This is a genomic window from Nocardioides cavernaquae, from assembly GCF_003600895.1.
Lineage (GTDB): Bacteria > Actinomycetota > Actinomycetes > Propionibacteriales > Nocardioidaceae > Nocardioides > Nocardioides cavernaquae.
The window spans coordinates 892,386-912,349 of sequence record NZ_QYRP01000002.1 but is presented as its reverse complement, the minus strand read 5'-3'; the positions used below and the strand labels follow the sequence as shown (position 1 = coordinate 912,349).

Genomic DNA, 19,964 nt, shown 5'->3' with positions numbered 1-19,964 from the left:
CACCCAAAACCCTGAACCCGGGGCGAGGACACCCCAGGAAGAGGATTCCCGTGCTGCTGCTCCTGTCGACTTCCGACACGGACCTGATGAGCGCCCGCGCTGCCAACGTCACCGACGAAGGCACTGTCGAGTGGCGCTACTCCAACCCTGCGCGGCTCGCGCTGGCGGACCTTCCCGATCTGCTCGACGGCGCCGAGCTCGTCGTCGTACGCCTGCTCGGTGGCCGCCAGGCCTGGGCCGAGGGCCTCGATGCCCTTCTGGCGAGCGGCAAGCCGGTCGTCGTCCTGACCGGTGAGCAGGCGCCCGACGCCGACCTGATGGGCCACTCGACCGTGCCTGCCGGAGTCGCTGCGCAGGCGCACGCCTACCTGGCCCACGGTGGCCCGGCCAACCTCGCGCACCTGGCGCGCTTCCTCTCCGACACCGTGCTGCTGACCGGCGAGGGCTTCGACGCGCCGGCCGCGTCGCCGGCGTGGGGGCGGCTCGAGCGCCAGGCCCGACCTCTCGACGCGCCAAACCTGACCTCTGGGCGCACCAATCTTGACCATTCGGCGAAGGTGGCGGTGCTCTACTACCGCGCCCACCAGATGTCCGGGAACACCGAGTTCGTCGAGGTGCTCTGCGACGCGATCGAGGCCAAGGGCGGCGTCGCCCTCCCGATCTGGTGTGCGTCACTCCGCGATGCCGACGCCACGCTGCTCGAGGCACTCGCCGAGGCCGACGTCATCGTGACCACCGTGCTCGCGGCCGGTGGCACCACGCCCGCCAAGGCCCAGGCCGGCGGCGACGACGAGGCCTGGGACGCCGGCGCGCTGGCCAACCTGAACCGCCCGATCCTGCAGGCGCTCTGCCTGACCTCCTCCCGCGCGACGTGGGAGGAGAGCGACGAGGGCGTCTCGCCGTTCGACGCAGCGACCCAGGTCGCCGTGCCCGAGTTCGACGGCCGCATCATCACCGTGCCGTTCTCCTTCAAGGAGTTCGACAAGGAGGGCCTCCCGGCGTACGTCGCGGATCCGGAGCGCGCTCTCCGCGTCGCCGGTCTTGCGATCGGCCACGGCCGCCTGCGCCACATCGATCCTGCGGACCACCGCATCGCGCTGGTGCTGTCGGCCTACCCGACCAAGCACGCCCGCATCGGCAACGCGGTCGGGCTCGACACCGGTGCCTCGGCGATGGCGCTGCTGCAGCGGCTCTCGGACGAGGGCTGGGTCGGTGCGGACCAGCTCCCCGGCGTCAAGGAGAAGGACGGCGACGCCCTGATCCACGCGCTGATCGCGGCCGGTGGCTACGACGAGAACTGGCTGACCCAGGGCCAGCTCGACGCCAACACCAACCGCGTGCCTGCGGCCACCTACAAGAAGTGGTTCGAGAAGGTCCCGTCCGGTCTGCGCGACGACATGGTCGAGCACTGGGGCGAGGCACCGGGCTCCCTCTTCGTCGACGCTGCCAAGGACGGGGGCAAGGATGGCGGCGACATCATCCTCGCTGCCATCCAGAGCCAGAACATCGTCGTGCTCGTGCAGCCGCCGCGCGGCTTCGGCGAGAACCCGATCGCGATCTACCACGACGGCGACCTGCCGCCGAGCCACCACTACATGGCTGCCTACCGCTGGCTCGAAGCTCCCGAGAGCGAGGGCGGCTGGGGTGCCGATGCGATCATCCACCTCGGCAAGCACGGCAACCTCGAGTGGACCCCGGGCAAGAACGCCGGTCTCTCCGCCGACTGCGCGCCTGACGCGATCCTCGGCGACCTGCCGCTGATCTACCCGTTCCTCGTCAACGACCCGGGCGAGGGCACGCAGGCCAAGCGCCGCGCGCACGCCACGCTCGTCGACCACCTGGTGCCGCCGATGGCGCGCGCGGAGTCCTACGGCGACATCTCGCGGCTGGAGCAGCTGCTCGATGAATACGGCAACGTCGCAACGATGGACCCGGCCAAGGTGCCGGCGCTCCAGGGCAAGATCTGGACGCTGCTCCAGGCGGCGAAGATGGACCGCGAGCTCGGCCTGATCGACAAGCCGGACGAAGAGCGCTTCGACGACATCATCATGCAGATCGACGGCTGGCTCTGCGAGATCAAGGACTCCCAGATCCGCGACGGCCTGCACGTCCTGGGCCAGGCCCCGGCCGGCGAGCCGAAGATCGACCTGGTCCTCGCGGTGCTGCGGGCCCGCCAGCTCTGGGGCGGCAACCGCCACGTCGTCGGCCTGCGCGAGGCGCTCGGCCTCGACGAGGACGCTCGCGACCGCAAGGGTGCCGACAAGTTCGAGGCGATCGCTCGCGAGCTCATCTCGACCATTGACGCGGGCGGCTGGTCCGACTCCGCGATCGACAAGGCTCTCGAACTGATCCCCGCGGACTCCGACGCGGTCGAGGTCAGGCGTGTGCTGGAGTTCGCCATCGCCGAGGTCTCCCCGCGCATGGACAAGACCACGGACGAGCTGGACAACATCGTCAACGCGCTGCGTGGTGGCTTCGTGCCGGCCGGCCCGAGCGGTTCGCCGCTGCGTGGCCTGGTCAACGTGCTGCCGACCGGTCGCAACTTCTACTCCGTCGACCCGAAGGCGATCCCGTCGCAGCTCGCGTGGGAGACCGGCCAGCTGCTGGCCGACTCGCTCCTCGAGCGCCACAAGGCCGACACCGGCGCCTACCCGAAGTCGGTCGGCCTCTCCATGTGGGGCACGTCGGCCATGCGCACCTCCGGTGACGACATCGCCGAGTGCCTTGCCCTGCTGGGCGTTCGCCCTGTCTGGGACGAGGCCTCGCGTCGCGTCACCCACCTCGAGGCGATCTCCCTGGAGGAGCTCGGCCGGCCGCGCGTCGACGTCACGATGCGCATCTCCGGCTTCTTCCGCGACGCCTTCCCGCACGTCGTCTCCATGCTGGACGACGCCGTCCGCATCGCCTCGTCCGCGGAGGAGAGCGCTGAGGACAACTACGTCCGGGCCCATGTCCAGGCCGACCTCGCCTCGGGTGTTGGAGAGCGTGACGCCACCAGCCGGATCTTCGGCTCCAAGCCGGGCACGTACGGCGCCGGCCTGCTGCAGCTGATCGACTCCAAGGACTGGCGCACCGACGCCGACCTGGCCGAGGTCTACACGACCTGGGGTGGCTACGCCTACGGTCGCGACCTGCACGGAGAGCCGGCCCGCGACGCCATGGAGACGGCGTACCGGCGCATCGCGGTGGCGGCCAAGAACACCGACACCCGCGAGCACGACATCGCCGACTCGGACGACTACTTCCAGTACCACGGCGGCATGGTCGCCACCGTTCGTGCGCTCACGGGCACGGCCCCCGCGGCGTACATCGGTGACTCGACCCGTCCCGAGTCGGTCCGCACCCGCACGCTGGTCGAGGAGACGTCCCGCGTCTTCCGCGCTCGTGTCGTGAACCCGCGCTGGATCGAGGCGATGCGTCGCCACGGCTACAAGGGCGCGTTCGAGATGGCCGCGACCGTCGACTACCTCTTCGGGTACGACGCCACCACGGGCGTCATCGCCGACTGGATGTACGAGAAGCTCACCGAGACCTATGTGCTCGATGAGGAGAACCGTGCGTTCCTCGAAGAGGCGAACCCCTGGGCGCTGCACGGCATGGCCGAACGACTGCTCGAGGCGCAGGCTCGTGGCCTGTGGGAGCAGCCGTCGGCGGAGATGAAGCAGGCGCTCGCGGAGATCATGCTCGAGACCGAGGGCGAGATCGAGGGTCGGTCGCAGTCATGAGCGACTCGACGGTCTTCCCCTTCTCCGCCGTCGTCGGCCAGGACGACCTCGGCCTTGCGCTCTCGCTGGCCGTCGTGAGCCCCGCCATCGGTGGCGTGCTGGTCCGCGGCGAGAAGGGCACCGCGAAGTCGACGATGGTCCGGGGCCTGGCCTCGGTGCTGCCGCCCCTCTCCGTGATCGACGGCTGCCGGTTCTCCTGCGCGCCGGACGCTCCTGACCTGTCCTGCCCGGACGTCGCTGTCCACGGTTCCGTTGTCGTCGAGCGGCCCGTAGCGCTCGTGGAGCTGCCGGTCGGTGCGTCCGAGGACCGTGTCGTCGGCTCGCTGCACCTCGACAAGCTGGTCGCCTCCGGCGAGGTCGCCTTCGAGCCCGGCCTGCTCGCCCGCGCCCACCGCGGCCTGCTGTACGTCGACGAGGTCAACCTGCTGCCCGACCACCTGGTCGACTCGCTCCTGGATGCCGCGGCCATGGGCCGTGCACGCGTCGAGCGCGAGGCCGTCTCGGTCACCCACGAGGCGCGCTTCGTGCTCGTCGGCACGATGAACCCCGAGGAGGGCGAGCTCCGTCCGCAGCTGCTGGACCGCTTCGGGCTGGCCGTGGATGTTGCTGCCTCGCGTGACCCCGAGTCGCGCGTCGAGGTGATCCGATCGCGGATGGCGTTCGAGGCCGACCCGGAGGCGTTCGTCGCCAAGCACGGTCCGGCCGATGCGGATGTGGCCGCGCGGATCTCAGCCGCTCAGACGCTGCTGCCGTCGGTCGAGCTGCCGGATGAGGTGCTGCTCCAGATCGCGACCCTCTGTGCTGCCTATGACGTCGACGGTCTTCGTGGCGACCTGGTCACCGCCCGCACCGCTGTCGCCCACGCGGCCTGGTGCGGTCGCACCGTGGTCACTGCTGAGGACGTCCGTGTGGCCGCCCGGCTGGCGCTCCCGCACCGCCGCCGGCGCAACCCGTTCGACTCGCACGACTCCGGCGCCGACCTCGAGGAGCTGCTCGACGAGCACGCCCCCGAGTCGCCCGACGATGAGCCGGACCCGGACCCGACCGACCCCGACGCTGGCCCCGACGGTGGCCCGGAGGGTGGCCCCGATGGTGGGGATGAGGGTTCTCCGGAAGGGTCGCCCGCGACCTCAACATCCGTCGAGGCTCCGGACAGCTCAACAGATGTCGAGCTCCCGCAGAACCCTCCCCAGTCCTCCGCCCCGCAGCCCCCCGAAGCCCGCGAGCCGAAGGACCGCGGCACGGACCTGAGCAACGACGCCGCCGAGCGCACCCGCGAGGTCGCCGGCACCCCGTACGCCGCCCGGTTGCTCACCGTCGACCGCGTCGGGCAGGGGGTCACCGGCCGCCGCAGCACCGCGATCACCGCGGTCGGCCGTCACCTGCGCGCCGTACCGCTGAAGAACCCGCAGGGCCAGGGCCTCTCCGTGACGGGCACCCTGCTCGCCTCGGCGGTGGACCAGTCCACGCCGGGCGTCAGCCTGCGACCCGAGCACCTCCGGCGCTCGCTGAAGGAGGGCAAGGAGGGCAACCTCGTCGTCTTCGTGGTCGACACCTCCGGCTCGATGGGCGCCGCCCGCCGGGTCAAGGAGATCAAGACCGCGGTGGTCAGCCTGCTGCTCGACGCCTACCAGCGCCGCGACAAGGTCGCCGTGGTGACCTTCGGTGGTGACAAGGCCACGGTCGCGCTCGAGCCGACCAGCTCCGTCGACCGCGCGGAGCGCATGCTCGGCGATGTCCCGACCGGTGGCCGCACGCCGCTGGCCGAGGCACTTGTCGCCGCCGAGCAGGTGGTACGCCGCGAACGCGCGCGCGACCCGCAGCGCCGGCCCCTCGTCGTACTCGTGACGGACGGCCGCGCGACCTCCGGCAAGGGCGCGCTGTCCCGTGCCCAGCGCACGGCCGACCTGCTCGGAACCCACGGCACCCCCTGGGTCGTCGTCGACGCCGAGGACCAGCGCGCCGTCGTACGCCTCGGGCTGGCGCAGGACCTGGCTGTCCGTCTCGGCGCCGACCACCTGCCGCTCGGCGAGGTCGCTGCGTCCACCCTCAAGAACATCGTGAACGAGAAGAAGGGTGCAGCCTGATGCCAAAGGGAGTTCCCGAAACCGTCCCCGACGACGGCCTGACCACGCGTCAGCGCCGCAACCGGCCGTTGCTGATGGTCCACACCGGTGAGAACAAGGGGAAGTCGACGGCTGCCTTCGGCCTCGGCCTCCGTGGCTGGAACCAGGGCTGGAACGTCGCGGTCTTCCAGTTCGTGAAGTCGGCGAAGTGGAAGGTCGGCGAGGAAGCCGCCTACGTCGCCCTCGGCAAGCTGCACGAGGAGACTGGCGCTGGCGGCCCCGTCCAGTGGAACAAGATGGGCGACGGGTGGTCGTGGTCGCGCAAGAAGGGCGAGGACGAGGACCACGCCCAGGTCGCGCGCGACGGTTGGGAGGAGATCAAGCGCCGCATGCTGGCGGAGGAGCATGACCTCTACATCCTCGACGAGTTCGCCTACCCGGTGAAGTGGGGATGGATCGACGCGGCGGAGGTCGCTGACTTCCTGAAGAACCGCCCGGGCCACCAGCACGTCGTCATCACCGGTCGCAACGTCGCACCCGAGATCATCGAGGTGGCCGACCTGGTCACCGAGATGACCAAGATCAAGCATCCGATGGACGCGGGCCAGAAGGGCCAGCGAGGCATTGAATGGTGAGGGCGTGGTGACGCGACTTCCTCGCTTTGTCGTGGCCGCTCCGGGGAGTGGCCACGGCAAGACGATGATCGCCACCGGGCTGATGGCCGCGCTGCGTGCGCGGGGGCTGAAGGTGTCGCCGCACAAGGTCGGGCCCGACTACATCGACCCCTCGTATCACGGCCTGGCCGCAGGGCGGGTCGGTCGCAACCTCGACCCGATGCTCCAGGGCGAGGGGCGGATCGTGCCGCTGCTGCTGCACGGTGCCTCCACCCCGTCGCTGGCGGATGTCGCCGTGATCGAGGGCGTCATGGGCCTGTTCGACGGTCAGCTCGGCGGCTCCGGCTTCTCCTCGACTGCCCACGTCGCGCGGCTCGTTGCGGCCCCCGTGGTGCTGGTCGTCGACTGCGCCGCCGCCTCCCGCTCGGTCGGTGCGGTCGTCCACGGCTTCACCACGTACGACGCTGACGTCCGTGTCGCCGGGGTCATCCTCAACAACGTGGCCTCTCCCCGGCACGAGGCCGAGGTCCGCGCCTCCATCGTCGGCGTGCCGATCCTCGGCGTCGTCCCGCGCCTGCCCGAGATCGTCGTCCCGTCGCGCCACCTCGGCCTGATCCCGGTCGCTGAGCGCACCCCCGAAGCAGTCGCCGCCGTCTCCGCGCTGGCCGATCTGATCGGTGCCCACGTCGACCTCGACCTGCTCCTCTCCCTGGCTGCCGCCGCCCCCGACCTCGACGCCGATCCCTGGTCTCCCTCCCCGCCGAGAGGCCAGGCCTTGCGCGCCGAGGGGCCAGGTTTGGCGGGCCGAGAGGCCAGCAATGGTGGCCCGGTCGTCGCCGTCTTCGGTGGCCCGGCCTTCTCCTTCACCTACGCCGAGAACGTCGAGCAGATCGCGGCGGCTGACGCGTCGGTCGTGACCGTTGATCCACTCCGGGGCGACCGGCTGCCCGCCAACGCGTCTGCGCTGGTGATCGGCGGTGGCTTCCCGGAGATGCACCTCGACGCGCTCGCTGCCAACGCCGAGCTCCTCGCCGATGTCGCTGCCTTCGCCAGTGCAGGTGGGCCGGTCGTCGCCGAGTGCGCCGGCCTGCTCTACCTCGGCCGCGCGCTCGACGGGGTGCCGATGGCGGAGGTCGTCCCGATGACCGCCGCGATGACCAGGCGGCTCACCCTCGGCTACCGGCGCGCCACGGCACTTGTCGATGGCCCGATGGTCCGCGCCGGTGAGGAAGTGACCGGTCACGAGTTCCACAAGACCGCCGTCACCTACGACGACGGCTCGGCCGCCCCGGCCTGGCGCTGGGATCTCCACGACGGCACCCCCGCCACCGAGGGCTGGGTCAGCGGCAACGTCCACGCGTCGTACCTGCATGTGCACGGGGCCGGGCACCCGGAGCACGCGGAGCGCCTGGTTGCCGCAGCGACGGAGTACGCCGCGAGCGTCACCGCATGACTGTCCTCGGCATCGGCGGGCGCGAGGGGGCGGAGCCGTCCGCGCTGCTCGACCTCGCCGCCAAGGCGCTGGCCGATCACGGGCTGGCGCTGACCGATGTCGAGTGCCTGGCGACCATCGACGCACGGGCGTCCCACCCCGGCATCCAGCTCCTCGCGGTCGTCGCCGAGGCCGGGATCCGTGACTTCACCGCCGACGAGCTCGCCACCCAGCCGGTCGACCACCCGAGCTCGACCGTCGCCCGCCACATCGGTACGCCGAGCGTCGCCGAGGCCGCGGTCCGGGCCTGTGGCGCGACCCCGCTCGCTTCGCCGGTGAAGGCGGACGGGTGGGTCGTCGTGGTCGCGCAATTGTTGGCCTCTCAGCCCGCCAGACCTGACCTCTCGGCACACCAAACCTGGCGTCTCGGCGGATATGAGCTGGGGCACCACGGGGATGTCGAGGTCACCCGGGGGATGCTCGACTTCGCGGTCAACGTGCACAGCGAGGAGCCGCCGGAGTTCCTGGCCGAGGCGCTCCGCGAGGCGATCGGGGACCTGGCGCGCTACCCGGATCCGCGTGCCGCGACCGCTGTGGTGGCTGCTGCGCACGGTGTCGCGCCCGAGAGTGTGCTGCTCACCCACGGAGCGGCGGAGGCATTCACGCTGGTCGCGCAGCAGCCGTGGCGCAGCCCGGCGATCGTGCACCCCCAGTTCACCGAGCCTGAGGCCGCACTCCGGGCCGCGGGACACGAGCCAGCGCGCCTGATCCTCAACCAGGCAAGCGGATTCCGGCTGGCCGGCCTCGACCCAGGTGACGCGGACCTGGTCGTGATCGGCAACCCGACGAACCCGACGAGCCGTCTCCACCCCCGCTCCGAGATCGAGTCGCTGGCCGCCCCCGGCCGCCTGGTCTTCGTGGACGAAGCGTTCCTCGACGCGGTGGAACCGGTCGACGTTCCGGTCGACTCGCTCGCCAGGCGTGCGGCCGCCGACGAGGGCTACCTGGTGGCGCGCAGCCTCACCAAGACCTACTCGATCGCGGGACTGCGGATCGGCTACCTGATCGGCCACCCCGACCTGCTCGCCCGCCTCGCTGCCCGAAGGAACCCCTGGCCCGTCGGCACGCTCGCTGCGGTCGCGGCCCGGACCTGTCTCTCGCCGGTCGGCCTCGCCCATGCCGACGAGGTCCGCGCTGAGCTCCCGCGCAAGCTCGCCGACATGGCAACAACGCTGAGCGCCCACGGCTTCACGGTCGTCGACGACCCGCGCGGTCCATTCGTGCTCGCCCGCCACCCCGACGCACGACTGATCCGCGCCAGGCTCCGTGAGCAGGGAGTCGCCGTGCGACGGGCCGACACGTTCCCCGGTCTCGACGACCAGTGGTTGCGCTTCGCGGCGCGGGACAGCACCGACGTCGCGGCGCTGACCTCAGCCCTGCGGCGTACCGGCCTCGTCTGAGGCGGTTTCGTCGGCAACGGGGACGATCGCACCAGGGAGGTCAGCCTCGAGCCAGGCCTCGCGGTGGGCCGCCCGGATCACGCTGATCGATCCGTTCGACTCCAGCACCACCAGGCCGACGGCAGCCAGGCCGGGCAGGCCTGCGCGGCGTACGGCGAAGCGCAGCTCATCCTCGACCAGGTGCACGCGGCGCAGGGCGTCGTGGTCGACGACCCCGTCGCGGGCCAGGACGACCGGTCGCGGGTTGACCCAACGGTTGCCGCGCTCACGGGCGCGGATGAAGCCGAACGTGCCCTGGAGGCAGAAGAGCGTGATCAGGGCGACCACGCCGGTGAGCAGGTTGGGCTTGGCGAGCACGGCGGTGCGGCCGACGACGGCGCCGACGGCGACCATGCAGGCGAAGTCGAAGGTGGAGAGGTTCGCCATCGTGCGGGTGCCCAGCACCCGGACCAGGGCGACGAAGACCAGGTAGATCACCGTCGTCGCGATGATCGTCATCGCGATCGCGAGCAGCACGTCGGCCAGCACCCCGTCGGCGAACTGGCCCTGGCTGATCTCGTCGGTCACGCGTTCATTGTGGCGCCCGGGCAGGAACGCAGCAGCGGCGGTCCCGGAGACCGGGACCGCCGCTGCTGCGTGGCTGGATCAGGCAGTCCAGCGCACTGCGTCGTCGAAGAAGTCGGCCATGGCGCTCACGCCGCGCAGCTCGCGGTGCCGGTCGAAGAGCGAAACGAGCTCACGCGCGTGGCGGACCTGGGAATCGGTGCGCTTGCTGACTTCCGTGGCCGCGCGGGTGGCGGGGCTGGAGCCGGCGCGGGTGGCGGCGTTCTGGTCGATCTGGTGAATCGTCATGGTGGGCCTCCTCAGTGTGGGTCGCTGAGCCGACTCGCGGTTCCCCCGTTTTGTCGGCGCCGGCGGGTCTCGCCGGGCGTTGGATCCATGGTGAACTCAATGAGTAGCGAGCAAGTGCACTTTTGGTTACAGGCAGGTAAGCCGGACGGAGGGCTGCATCACATGTGCACGACGCGTTCCGTCCCCCGATCGCATGGACAGCTGCACCCCCTCTCGTGAGAAGGTGGCCTTGCTGCAGTGCACGGGAAGCCGGTGAGATTCCGGCGTGGTCCTCGCCACTGTGACCGAGGAGCCCCTCCTCAACCTGCCACTGGCTTCGGCTGGGAAGGCGAGGTGGGGCGTTGATCCGGAAGCCAGGAGACCGGCTGCGGCACACACCCACGAGGAAATGGAAGAAAGAGGGTCACCAATGACCAACCTCACCGCGATTCGCGTTCCCGCCTGGGCCTGGGCCCTGGCGGTCGTCGCCCTGTTTGCCTTCTACCTGCTCACGCAGGAGAACGGCGCGCTGCTCAGCGCCGGCCAGGCCGAGTACCTCCACGAGCTCACGCACGACGCGCGTCACGCGCTCGGCGTTCCCTGTCACTGATGAGCCTGGGTGACCTGCTCCGCCGCGGACTTGCGGCCGGAGCTGCTGCGGGCTGCGCCGCCGCGCTGATGCTCTGGCTCGTCGTCGAGCCGGTCCTGCGCCAAGCCCTCAAGGTCGAGGACGCGCGAGGTGCCGAGGAGACGAAGGCGCTCATCGCCGCCGGTGGCCACGTTCACACCGAGGACCCGCTGGTCTCCCGCACCCTGCAGGTGATCGGCGGCATGGGCACCGCGCTGATCATCGGCCTGCTGTTCGGTGTGGTGTTCGCGGTCGTCTTCGCAGCTACCCGGCACCGCCTGCCCGGTGCGACGGACTTCGGTCGCTCGCTGGCGCTCGCGGCGCTCGGCTTCCTCGCGTTCGCCCTCGCCCCGATGCTCACCATCCCGGCCAACCCGCCGGCCGTCGGCGACCCGGGCTCGGTCAACCAGCGCGAGCTGGTCTTCCTGCTCACGATCATCATCTCGGTCGCGCTGCTCATCGCTGCGTTCTCGTTCGACAGGTTCCTCTCCGAGAAGAACCTGTCCGCCCCTGCCCGGATCTCGATCGTTGCCGTGTCGTTCGTCGTGGTGCTCGCGGCCGCGCTGGTCGCGATCCCGGACTCGCCGGACTCGATCGCCTCCGACATGGGCGCACAGATCGTGTGGGACTTCCGGATCGCCTCGATCGGCCTGCGCGCGGCCGTCTTCGCGGTGATCGGCCTGGTCTTCGGCCTGCTGGTCAGCCGCAAGGCTGCAGCTGTCGAGCCGGACCGGGCGACCGTCGCAGCGTGAGCTCCACTGCCGGGCCAGCAGTCACGGTCTGCCGTGACTGCTGCTGCGGCACCACACGCAAGCACCCGAGCGCCGATCATGACGCTCAGCTGGAGGCACTGCGAGAGGGCGTTGCCGGCTTCGGCCGGGTCGTCGTCTCGCAGTGCCTCCTGGCGTGTGAGCGCTCCAACGTGGTCGTCGTGTCGCCCGCGCCCGCCCAGCGCGCGGCTGGCGTGAAGCCCGTCTGGCTGGCGCGCATCCTCTTCCCGCGCGAGACCCAGGCGGTGATCGACTGGGTGCAGGCGGGTGGCCCCGGTGTGGTCGAGCCGCCGCTGCTGATCCGCGCGAAGATCGGCGAGCGTCCCGAGCTGCTGACAGTCGATCCCTGTTGACCGGCCCGACTCGCTAGCCTGACCCGGTGCCCGCTCCCTCTGACGCTCAGCCCGACCGCAACGCCGTACGCCGTCGCGCCATGCTCGACGCGGGCGTCGGGCTGCTCGGCGCGATCGAGGGTGGTGCTGTCAACGTGCGGGCAGTCTGTCGCTCGACCGGTGTGACGGAGCGCTACTTCTACGAGATCTTCGGCAACCGTGACGACTTCGTCCGCGCGGTCTTCGAGGACGTCACGGCGCAGGCTCGGGTTGCGCTGGTGGAGGCGGCCGAGAGCGGTGGCGACTACCGCGCGCTCGCGTCGGCGGCCGTCGACGCCTTCGTGAGCCTGGTGATCGACAGTCCGGAGAAGGGCCGGGTGCTCATGCTCGCGCCGTATCGGGAGCAGGTCCTGGTCGAGGTCGGACTCGGTCACCAGCCGGAGTTCTTCGACCTCGTCGCCACGGCCTTCCAGGGTGATGTCGCCGAGGACGCCAGGCGGCTGCTCTCCGTGGAGCTCGTCGGTGCGCTGACGGCCCTGTTCACCCAGTTCCTGGGAGGCACGCTGGACGTCGGCCGCGACCGGCTGGTCGAGCACTGCGTCGACATGCTCGTGGCGGCGGCCGACCGCGCAGGTCCTGCGAGCTGATCACCGACGCTGGGGACGCGTCGTACCCGTATCCTGAGCGGCATGTCCTGGACCCGCGGCGAGCCGCTGACCGCCGAGCACCGCTCGCGCCTGGTCAACAGCGGCGTCCTGCCGGAGGTCCTCGACGACCTCACGCTTCGCAACGTGACCGGTCCGCTGCCGGAGTGGTGGCACGAGCACGGCAACGCGCTCTACCTGCGCGACGGCATGACCGTGCCCGAGAAGCTGATCGAGGTCATGGCGACCTACCCGTTCCGCGACGTGCTGATCGTGCTCGGCACCGGCATGGAGTGGTTCTCGAGCCTGCTGATCGGTGGCGACAGCGCGACTGTCTTCATCGGCCCCAACACCTTCATGACCGCCGCCGACATCTACTGCGGTGGCGAGTCCACGATCGTGCTCAACGAGGGCGTCGTGGCGACCCGCGGTGCTGTCGTCGACGCGCGCAACGGCGGCTCGATCGTCTGCCAGCCCGACCAGCTCTGGGCGGCCTACGTCTACATCGTCACCGACGACATGCACCGCCTCGAGGACGTCGAGACCGGCGCCCGCATCAACTCGTACGGCGCGCACGTGCGCTTCGGCCGGCACGTCTGGCTCGGGCGCGACGTGATCATCAGCGGCCACGTGGAGATCGGTGACGGTGCTGTCGTCGGCATGCGGAGCATGGTCCGCGGCCAGAAGGTCCCGCCGCGGACGGCCGTCGCGGGAGTCCCCGCCCGGGTGATCCGTGAGGGTGTCACCTGGCGTGGTGAAGACACTCCGTAGGCTGGATGCATGACGTGGGAAGTCGGGTCACGGGTCGCTGACCGGTACCTCCTCGAGGAGCTCATCGGCCGGGGTGGCATGGCCGATGTCTACCGCGCGACGGACGTGCAGCTCCATCGGCCCGTCGCCGTGAAGGCTCTGCGCGAGCAGGCGGAGGGCGAGACGGGCCGGCTCCGGTTCGCCACCGAGGCGCGGACGGTCGCCCGGCTGAGCCACCCCGGGATCGTGACTCTCCTCGACGCCGGGCTGAACGACGAGCAGATGTTCCTGGTGATGGAGCTCGTCGACGGTACGACGCTGAGCCGGCGCTTCGCAGAGGGACTTCTGGCGCACGCCGAGGTCACCCGGATCGGCCGTGAAGTCGCCGCGGCCCTCGCCTATGCGCACGAGCAGGGCATCGTGCACCGTGACGTGAAGCCGGGCAACGTGCTGCTCGGCAATGACGACCGGGTGCTGCTGGCCGACTTCGGCATCGCGCAGCTGGTCGACGGTGCCACCCGCCACACGGCGATGGGGCAGGCGATCGGCTCGCCGGCGTACCTCGCGCCGGAGCAGGTGAGTGGAGGCGACCTCTCCGGGGCTGCTGACGTCTACTCGCTCGGGCTGATGCTGCTCGAGGCGCTGACGGGGGAGCGACCCTTCCGCGGCACCACGTCCGAGGTCGTCTACGCGCGCCTCCAGGCTCCGCCCCTCGTCCCGTCCGGGCTCGGCGAGCGCTGGGTCGAGCTGCTGACCGCGATGACCGCTCTTGACCCATCGGCGCGGCCGACAGCGGACCGGGTCGTCGCCGCCCTGGACGGGAGTGACGCCGAGCGGACCGCTCCCTTCGACCTCGCTACGGAGACCCAGGTCCTGCGGGAACCCCCACCCCTCCAGGTGCCGGGCCGGCCCAGGCGCCTCCAGGTCATGGCCGGGGTCGGGGTCGCCGCCATCGCGCTCGTCGCTGGCTGGTTCGTGGTCGGAGGTGCAGAGGACGACAACCCGATGGTGCCGCCCGTGCCCACTGACGTACGCACGGATCTGCGGGCGCCGCTCGCCGGCCTGCACGAGGCGATCCACGGGAGCACGCCGTGAAGCGCCTCGCGTTCGCGCTCGCCACCGTCCTCCTGCTCGGTGGCTGCGGCGATGCCGAACCCACACCTGCCGAGGCCGTGCCTGCCCTCGGCACACAGCTGGAGGCGATCGACGGGCTCATTGCCGACGGTCACTGGCGCCAGGCGCGTGCCGCGCTGCGCGCCCTGATCACCTCGACCGAGGAGGCCCGTGCCGCGGGCGATCTCGATCATGCCGATGCCGACCGTGTGATCGCCGCGGCGACGCGGATGCTCAACGCGCTCCCGACCCCGCCGCCGGCCGTGACCCCGTCGCCCACGCCCACCCGGACCGCCACCCCGCCTGACCAGTCGGGCGGCGGCAACCAGGGCGAGGAGAAGTCCGGCAAGGGCAACGACGACGGCGATGACGACGAGAGCAAGGGCAAGGGCAAGAAGGACGACTGAGGCGCCGCGGGGCTCAGCCCTCGCGGATGCCGAACCGCTCGTGGAACCGCCGCAGCGGCTTCGGCGCCCACCAGTTCGCCTCACCGAGCAGGCGCATGAGCGACGGCACCAGCAGTGCGCGTACGACGGTCGCGTCGATGATCACCGCCAGGGCCATGCCGACCGCGATCTGCTTCATGAAGAAGACCGGGCTGACCGCGAAGGCGGCGAAGACCACCGCGATCATGAGTGCTGCAGCGCTGATGATCCGGCCGGTGCGGGCGACACCCTGGGCGACGGCCTCCTCGTTCGTCATGCCACCGTCGCGCAGCTCCTTGATCCGCGCCATGACCAGCACTGCGTAGTCGGTGGCGAGTGCGAAGGTCACGACGAACAGGAAGACCATGCTGGTCACCTCGACGGCATACGGGCCGGGGTAGTCGAGCAGGCTGGCGCCCACCTTCTTCTCGAAGACGATGACCAGGATGCCCAGCACCGCGGAGAGTGTGAGGGCGTTCATGACCAGCGTCTTGAGCGGCAGCAGCACCGAGCCGGTCAGCAGGAAGAGCAGGACCAGGGTGAGCAGCACGATCAGTCCGACGACCATGGGTGCGTTCTGGGCGAGGGAAACCTTCTGGTCGATGAACCGCGCGGTGTTGCCGGACACCAGCAGCTCCCCGCTGCCGACGGAGAGGTCCTTGATCTCGCGGACGGCGTCCTGGGAGGTCTCGGACAGGGCCGGTCCGTCGAGTGCGAGCGTGGTCACGGCGAGGTCGTCCGACACACGCTGGAACGGCGGCACCGCTCCGTCGACGTGTGCGACGGCGCCGACCTCCCGGGTCAGCCGCTCGAGCTCGGCGTCGCTGACTTCGCCGGTGACGGTGAGGGAGACGCCCTCCATGACAGCGCGCGGGTAGTTCGCGTTCAGGTACTGCGTGACGCCGTAGGCCTGTGCTCCGGGCGGGACCGCCTGTGAGCTCGGGCCGGTCAGGTGGGTGTCGGCCAGGGGCCAGGCCAGCGTGAGCAGGGCGACTGTCGTGGCCACCGCGACCAGGACCGGACGGCGCATGACGCCACGCGCGAGCCGGAGCCAGCCGGTCGACGCATCCGAGACCGCCGGGCCCGTGCGGATCGAGAACTTGTTGACGTTCGGCCCGAGCCAGGCCAGCACGGCCGGAACGACGAGCACGGCCATGACTGCCGAGAGGATGCCGACCACGCCGCCCGCTACTCCGATGGAGTAGAGGAAACGCTGGGGCATGAGGACGAGGGCCGTCATCGCACCCGCCACCGTCAGGCCGGAGAAGAGCACGGTGCGCCCGGCCGAGGAGATCGTGTTGCGCAGGGCCGTCTCCGTGTAGCCGTGCTTCGCCACCTCCTCGCGGTGGCGCGACACGATCAGCAAGGCGTAGTCCACGGCCAGGCCGAGTGAGAGCGCCGTGGCGATGTTCAGCGCGAAGAGGGAGGTGTCGACGAAGGACGACATGATGCGCAGTGCGAGCAGGGTGCCGATGATCGAGAGACCGCCGACGACGAGCGGGATGAACATCGCGATCAGGGATCGGAAGACCAGCAGCAGCAGGATGCCGAGGATCGGGAAGGCGATGAGCTCGGCCTTGGTGAGGTCCTCGCGGGTCTGGTCGTTGACCTCGTTGAAGCTCGGGGCGTAGCCACCGAAACCGACGTCGACCAGGTCCGACTTCACGAGCTTGCGCACGGACTCGTCGGCGACGCCGCCCTTGTCCTCGACGTCAGGGTCGGTCAGGTAGGCGGCGAGGACCAGCGAGGTCACCTTGCCGTCTGGGGTGGTCGAGACCAGACCGGTGGCTGCCGGGTCGGGTGCGGTGAGCGGGTTGTCCACGCGCCCGATGTACTCGCCCTTGGCCACCTGGCCGGCGAGCCGTCCCACTTCCGCGCGGATGGCGGGGTCTGCCACGTCGAGCACGTCGCCGTCCGCGGGCCGGACCAGCACGACCAGGCCGGGCTCTGCTGAGTGGCCGAGCTCGTCGGCCAGCACCCGGCTGGCCTTCTCGCTCGGGGAAGCCGGATCGGCGAACCCGGCTGCGGAGAGGTGCCGCTCGACGTCGTGGCCGAAGAAGCCCGCGACGGCGGCGAAGAGCAGGATCGCGGCGAGCAGCGCACGGGGATGCCGCCAGGTGAGCGACGACGTGCGCCGCAGGATTCCATCGAACATGACGGCAACGTAGCAGGGCGAGTTCCCTTTGGGAACCTACTTCGCCTAGAGTGTGATCCATGGCTCGATCCTTCGAAGACCAGCACTGCTCGGTCGCCCGGACCCTCGACGTCGTCGGCGACCGGTGGACCTCGCTGATCGTGCGCGACGTGGCGCTCGGCATCTCCCGTTTCGACGCGATCCAGCGCAACCTCGGCCTCTCGCGCAAGGTGCTGACCCAGCGCCTGCAGTCGCTGCTCGATCACGAGGTGATCGCCCGGACGGCGTACCAGGACAATCCGCCGCGGTTCGACTACACGCTCACCGAGAAGGGCAACGACCTCGCCATGGTCGTGCTCGCGCTGCAGCAGTTCGGCGACAGGTGGTCGTTCGCGCAGGAGGGCCCGCCGGTGCTGTGGCGCCATCTCGGGTGCGGCGAGATCAGCAATCCGACGGTCTGCTGCGACAAGTGTGGCGCCCCCGTGCGCCCGGGCGATGCCGTCCCGTTGAAGGGACCCAGCTTCGACGAGGAAGCGTTCCCGGAGCTCGGCCCCGCCATCGACCGGATCCAGGCGCTCTTCGGCTGACCGGCGATCACCGCACGCTGCCCATCCCGGGTGGGGGACCGGTCATGGTGCCGCCGCCTCCGATGCGGAGCGTCGATCGCGTCTGCGTGCCTCCGCTGGGCAGCTCTGCCTCCAGGTCGGCGAGCACGACGAGGTCCCCCGCGGCGAGCCCGTCGGTGATCGCCACCGACGTGTCGCCGCGCGCACCGAGGGTGACCCGGGTCCGGGTGACCTGTTCGCCCTGGACGAGGCGGACCGTGCCGGTCGCGGCACTGAGGGGTGTGACCGCCGAGACCGGAACCGTGACTGCCTTCGCGGCCGTTTCCGTCACGACCTCGACCCGGACCGTGGTGCCCTCAGGTGCGGTCGTCTCGTCGTCGAGGGTCACGGTGACGCGGTAGGTCGCTGAGGAGCCGTCGGTGGTGGGCTCCGGCGCGAGCCCGATGCTCGACACGGTCGCCGCGATCGGGTCGCCGGTGCCAGCGACCACCCGGGCCCGCTGGCCGACCTCGAGGGCGGCAAGATCGTCGACCGGCACGCTGGCGGTCGCGGTCGTGTCGCCGGTGCCGATCAGCACCATCGCGCGGTCGGAGGTCGCGACGTCGTCACCGGCGGCGATGTCGACCGCTCGGATCGTTCCGGCGAACGGAGCCGTGAGCAGGGCGGCGTCGAGGTCGGCCTCGGCCTGCGTGACCTTGGCGCGTGCCACGTCGATCGCGGCCTGAGCACTGGCCAGGTCGGCCGCGGTCGCGCTGCGGCTGGAGTTGTCGCCGGACCCCTGGTTGCCGCTGGGCGCGTCGGGGGTCTGTGGTGCAGCCTCGGGTGCCTTCCCGGACGGTGCGCCCGGGGTCTCCGGTGTGGGCCCGCCGGGTTCGGTCGTCGACTTCCCGAGTGCAGCGACTGCTTCGTTGAGCGTCGACGACAGGGCGTCGAGGGCGGACTGGAGTGCCTCCTGCCTGGCGGCGACGACCTCCTGGGCATCCTGCACGGCCGCGAGTGCGGCAGAGCACTCCTCGGCGATGCCCACGGCCCCGGTCGGGTCCGTCTCCGGGCTGGCGCACGCGCTGGTCTGGGCCGCGAGTGCGTCCTTCGCGGCGGCGATCGCCTCGGTGGCCGCCGTCTGTGAGGACGTCACCGCGGCCTGCTGCTTCGCGAGGGCCGCGAGCTGGGCGGCCAGCTCGGGCGAGGTCGCGGCCTGGTCCGCCTGGGTGGTGGTGCTCCGCGTGGCGACGGCTGCCACCACGCGCAGGGAACCGGTCGCGCTCGCGGGGGAAGCCGACGCAGTCGAGGCGTCCCCGGTCACGGCGTCCACCTGGCCGTCCTCGACGTCCTCGAGGGTGGCCTTCGCGGCCGCAAGGTCAGCCTGCGCCTCCGTGACCGCAGCGGAGAGATCGGTGGTGTCGAGCCGCGCGAGGACCTGGCCGGCCTTCACCCTGTCGCCCGGCTCGACCCCGACCGAGGCGACGGTCCCGCCAGCACCGAAGGACAGGTCACGACGGCGGGACGCAGCGATCGTGCCGTCGTACCCCACCGTCTGCTCGACGTCGCCGGTCACCGCTGTCGCGGTCCGGTAGCGGGACGCCCCCGCCGACGAGGTCGCGGCGACCAGGCCGATCACGAGCGCGACGATCGCGGCGACAGCCGCCAGCGCCGTACGCCGTCGGGCCCGGCCGCTCACGGGTTCGAGCCCATCCGCCGCATGCCGCCGCCCATCAGGCAGGTGCCGTCGGCAGCCTCACTGATCTGCATCGACGTCGCCGTGACCGCGCCGGTGTCGTCGGTGTCACCGCGGGTGGTCACGCAGACGCCGACCTTCACGTCGGCGGCCGTGGCCGTGGCCGTCGTGGTGAACGCGGTGTCGCCGGAGACCGTCACGGTGCGCGAGGTGGTGTCCTCGGACCCAGGTGCCACGGCGTCGATCGTGAAGCCGGTCGCGCTGACCGCGGTGACCTCGCCGCTGACGAACCCGCCGAAACCACCCGGGCCGCCGTCCGGCATCCCGCTGGGCAGGTCGGTCGGGCGATCGGTGGGCATCCCCGCGGGACGCTCGCCGCGGGGACCACCCGCGCCACCCGGGCCTGCCTCGCAGGTGCCGTCGTCGCTCGCGGGGGTGATCCGGACCGTCGAGGCCGCGACTGCGGCCGCGTCGTCGGTGGCGGCTGCGCTGCTCATCACCATCACGCAGGCGCCGACCTTGACGTCGGCAAGGGCGCCGGTGACCTGCTGGGTGAAGTTGGTGGAGCTGGTCCACGAGACCGCGGTCTGACCGTCAGCACCCTGCACCTGGGCGGTCGATCCCTGCACCGCCGCGACCTTGCCGGAGCCGGGCTGCTCGCGCATCGGAGGAGCGGCGGCCTCCTGGCCCGCTGCTGCGGTGGTGTTGCTGACCACTGGGTCCTCGGAGCCGCACGAGGTCAGGCAGAGCGCGAGGGCCGCTGCAGCGAGGGTGGGAGCGAGGGGCGTCTTCATGGGGA

Annotated in this window: 18 protein-coding genes and 1 riboswitch; of the genes, 13 read left to right on the top strand and 5 right to left on the bottom strand. The window is 71.0% G+C overall.

Annotated features, from left to right (window positions below; all coding sequences use genetic code 11):
• Positions 1-50 precede the first annotated feature (50 nt).
• From cobN to cobC, 5 genes are read left to right on the top strand one after another with little or no spacing between them, the layout of a single operon-like run.
• Positions 51-3,725: a cobaltochelatase subunit CobN gene (gene cobN, locus D4739_RS04540; protein WP_120059459.1), complete on the top strand. Its 3,675-nt coding sequence runs from the start codon at positions 51-53 to the stop codon at positions 3,723-3,725.
• Positions 3,722-5,812 (top strand): magnesium chelatase subunit D family protein, encoded by a 2,091-nt coding sequence (locus D4739_RS04535; RefSeq protein ID WP_120059458.1) that lies wholly within the window; start codon positions 3,722-3,724, stop codon positions 5,810-5,812. The genes cobN and D4739_RS04535 overlap by 4 nt, the downstream gene beginning before the upstream one ends.
• Positions 5,812-6,426, top strand: coding sequence for a cob(I)yrinic acid a,c-diamide adenosyltransferase (gene cobO / locus D4739_RS04530; RefSeq protein WP_120059457.1), 615 nt, complete (start codon positions 5,812-5,814; stop codon positions 6,424-6,426). Before D4739_RS04535 ends, cobO begins: the two co-directional genes overlap by 1 nt.
• A 7-nt stretch (positions 6,427-6,433) precedes the next feature.
• On the top strand, positions 6,434-7,858 hold the full coding sequence (locus tag D4739_RS04525; protein ID WP_120061728.1) for a cobyrinic acid a,c-diamide synthase CobB: 1,425 nt from the start codon (positions 6,434-6,436) through the stop codon (positions 7,856-7,858).
• Positions 7,855-9,297 (top strand): Rv2231c family histidinol phosphate aminotransferase CobC, encoded by a 1,443-nt coding sequence (cobC, locus tag D4739_RS04520; RefSeq protein WP_120059456.1) that lies wholly within the window; start codon positions 7,855-7,857, stop codon positions 9,295-9,297. Before D4739_RS04525 ends, cobC begins: the two co-directional genes overlap by 4 nt.
• Here the strand turns inward: cobC and D4739_RS04515 are convergent.
• Positions 9,268-9,864, bottom strand: coding sequence for a DUF421 domain-containing protein (locus tag D4739_RS04515; RefSeq protein WP_120059455.1), 597 nt, complete (start codon positions 9,862-9,864; stop codon positions 9,268-9,270). The genes cobC and D4739_RS04515 overlap by 30 nt on opposite strands.
• A 78-nt stretch (positions 9,865-9,942) precedes the next feature.
• Positions 9,943-10,149, bottom strand: a complete 207-nt coding sequence (locus D4739_RS04510) for a hypothetical protein (protein ID WP_120059454.1) — start codon at positions 10,147-10,149, stop codon at positions 9,943-9,945.
• A 218-nt stretch (positions 10,150-10,367) separates the two neighbouring features.
• Positions 10,368-10,533, top strand: a riboswitch (cobalamin riboswitch).
• 25 nt (positions 10,534-10,558) lie between these two features.
• On the opposite strand from D4739_RS04510, the gene D4739_RS04505 reads away from it, so the two are divergent.
• The 7 genes from D4739_RS04505 to D4739_RS04475 are packed head-to-tail and all read left to right on the top strand — an operon-like array spanning position 10,559 to position 14,772.
• A complete protein-coding gene (locus D4739_RS04505; protein ID WP_220699228.1) occupies positions 10,559-10,738 on the top strand; it encodes a CbtB domain-containing protein in 180 nt (59 codons plus the stop codon).
• A complete protein-coding gene (locus D4739_RS04500; protein WP_120059453.1) occupies positions 10,738-11,508 on the top strand; it encodes a CbtA family protein in 771 nt (256 codons plus the stop codon). Before D4739_RS04505 ends, D4739_RS04500 begins: the two co-directional genes overlap by 1 nt.
• Entirely contained in the window at positions 11,505-11,879 is a 375-nt protein-coding gene (locus tag D4739_RS04495) for a hypothetical protein (protein ID WP_120059452.1), read from the top strand. The genes D4739_RS04500 and D4739_RS04495 overlap by 4 nt, the downstream gene beginning before the upstream one ends.
• A gap of 26 nt (positions 11,880-11,905) precedes the next feature.
• A complete protein-coding gene (locus D4739_RS04490) occupies positions 11,906-12,505 on the top strand; it encodes a TetR/AcrR family transcriptional regulator (RefSeq protein WP_120059451.1) in 600 nt (199 codons plus the stop codon).
• A 42-nt stretch (positions 12,506-12,547) separates the two neighbouring features.
• The gene (locus D4739_RS04485; RefSeq protein WP_120059450.1) at positions 12,548-13,273 is read left to right on the top strand and encodes an acyltransferase; all 726 of its coding nucleotides are present in this window, start codon (positions 12,548-12,550) and stop codon (positions 13,271-13,273) included.
• 9 nt (positions 13,274-13,282) lie between these two features.
• The gene (locus tag D4739_RS04480) at positions 13,283-14,347 is read left to right on the top strand and encodes a serine/threonine-protein kinase (protein WP_120059449.1); all 1,065 of its coding nucleotides are present in this window, start codon (positions 13,283-13,285) and stop codon (positions 14,345-14,347) included.
• A complete protein-coding gene (locus D4739_RS04475; protein ID WP_120059448.1) occupies positions 14,344-14,772 on the top strand; it encodes a hypothetical protein in 429 nt (142 codons plus the stop codon). Before D4739_RS04480 ends, D4739_RS04475 begins: the two co-directional genes overlap by 4 nt.
• A 13-nt stretch (positions 14,773-14,785) precedes the next feature.
• Here the strand turns inward: D4739_RS04475 and D4739_RS04470 are convergent, their stop codons facing one another.
• Positions 14,786-16,945, bottom strand: coding sequence for an MMPL family transporter (locus D4739_RS04470; RefSeq protein ID WP_120059447.1), 2,160 nt, complete (start codon positions 16,943-16,945; stop codon positions 14,786-14,788).
• Positions 16,946-17,004: 59 nt separating this feature from the next.
• On the opposite strand from D4739_RS04470, the gene D4739_RS04465 reads away from it, so the two are divergent.
• Positions 17,005-17,511, top strand: coding sequence for a winged helix-turn-helix transcriptional regulator (locus tag D4739_RS04465; RefSeq protein ID WP_120059446.1), 507 nt, complete (start codon positions 17,005-17,007; stop codon positions 17,509-17,511).
• 7 nt (positions 17,512-17,518) lie between these two features.
• Here D4739_RS04465 and D4739_RS04460 read toward each other — a convergent pair whose 3' ends face one another.
• Positions 17,519-19,168 (bottom strand): efflux RND transporter periplasmic adaptor subunit, encoded by a 1,650-nt coding sequence (locus D4739_RS04460; RefSeq protein ID WP_120059445.1) that lies wholly within the window; start codon positions 19,166-19,168, stop codon positions 17,519-17,521.
• Positions 19,165-19,959, bottom strand: a complete 795-nt coding sequence (locus tag D4739_RS04455; protein ID WP_120059444.1) for a hypothetical protein — start codon at positions 19,957-19,959, stop codon at positions 19,165-19,167. The genes D4739_RS04460 and D4739_RS04455 overlap by 4 nt, the downstream gene beginning before the upstream one ends.
• Between the last annotated feature and the right edge of the window lie 5 nt (positions 19,960-19,964).

What these genes read in the sequence shown, in the direction of transcription:
- D4739_RS04535 (WP_120059458.1), top strand. Translation starts at nt 3,722, where the DNA reads ATGAGCGACTCGACGGTCTTCCCCTTCTCCGCCGTCGTCGGCCAGGAC.
- cobO (WP_120059457.1), top strand. Translation starts at nt 5,812, where the DNA reads ATGCCAAAGGGAGTTCCCGAAACCGTCCCCGACGACGGCCTGACCACG.
- cobC (WP_120059456.1), top strand. Translation starts at nt 7,855, where the DNA reads ATGACTGTCCTCGGCATCGGCGGGCGCGAGGGGGCGGAGCCGTCCGCG.
- D4739_RS04510 (WP_120059454.1), bottom strand. Translation starts at nt 10,149, where the DNA reads ATGACGATTCACCAGATCGACCAGAACGCCGCCACCCGCGCCGGCTCC.
- D4739_RS04505 (WP_220699228.1), top strand. Translation starts at nt 10,559, where the DNA reads ATGACCAACCTCACCGCGATTCGCGTTCCCGCCTGGGCCTGGGCCCTG.
- D4739_RS04500 (WP_120059453.1), top strand. Translation starts at nt 10,738, where the DNA reads ATGAGCCTGGGTGACCTGCTCCGCCGCGGACTTGCGGCCGGAGCTGCT.
- D4739_RS04485 (WP_120059450.1), top strand. Translation starts at nt 12,548, where the DNA reads ATGTCCTGGACCCGCGGCGAGCCGCTGACCGCCGAGCACCGCTCGCGC.
- D4739_RS04480 (WP_120059449.1), top strand. Translation starts at nt 13,283, where the DNA reads ATGACGTGGGAAGTCGGGTCACGGGTCGCTGACCGGTACCTCCTCGAG.
- D4739_RS04470 (WP_120059447.1), bottom strand. Translation starts at nt 16,945, where the DNA reads ATGTTCGATGGAATCCTGCGGCGCACGTCGTCGCTCACCTGGCGGCAT.
- D4739_RS04465 (WP_120059446.1), top strand. Translation starts at nt 17,005, where the DNA reads ATGGCTCGATCCTTCGAAGACCAGCACTGCTCGGTCGCCCGGACCCTC.
- D4739_RS04455 (WP_120059444.1), bottom strand. Translation starts at nt 19,959, where the DNA reads ATGAAGACGCCCCTCGCTCCCACCCTCGCTGCAGCGGCCCTCGCGCTC.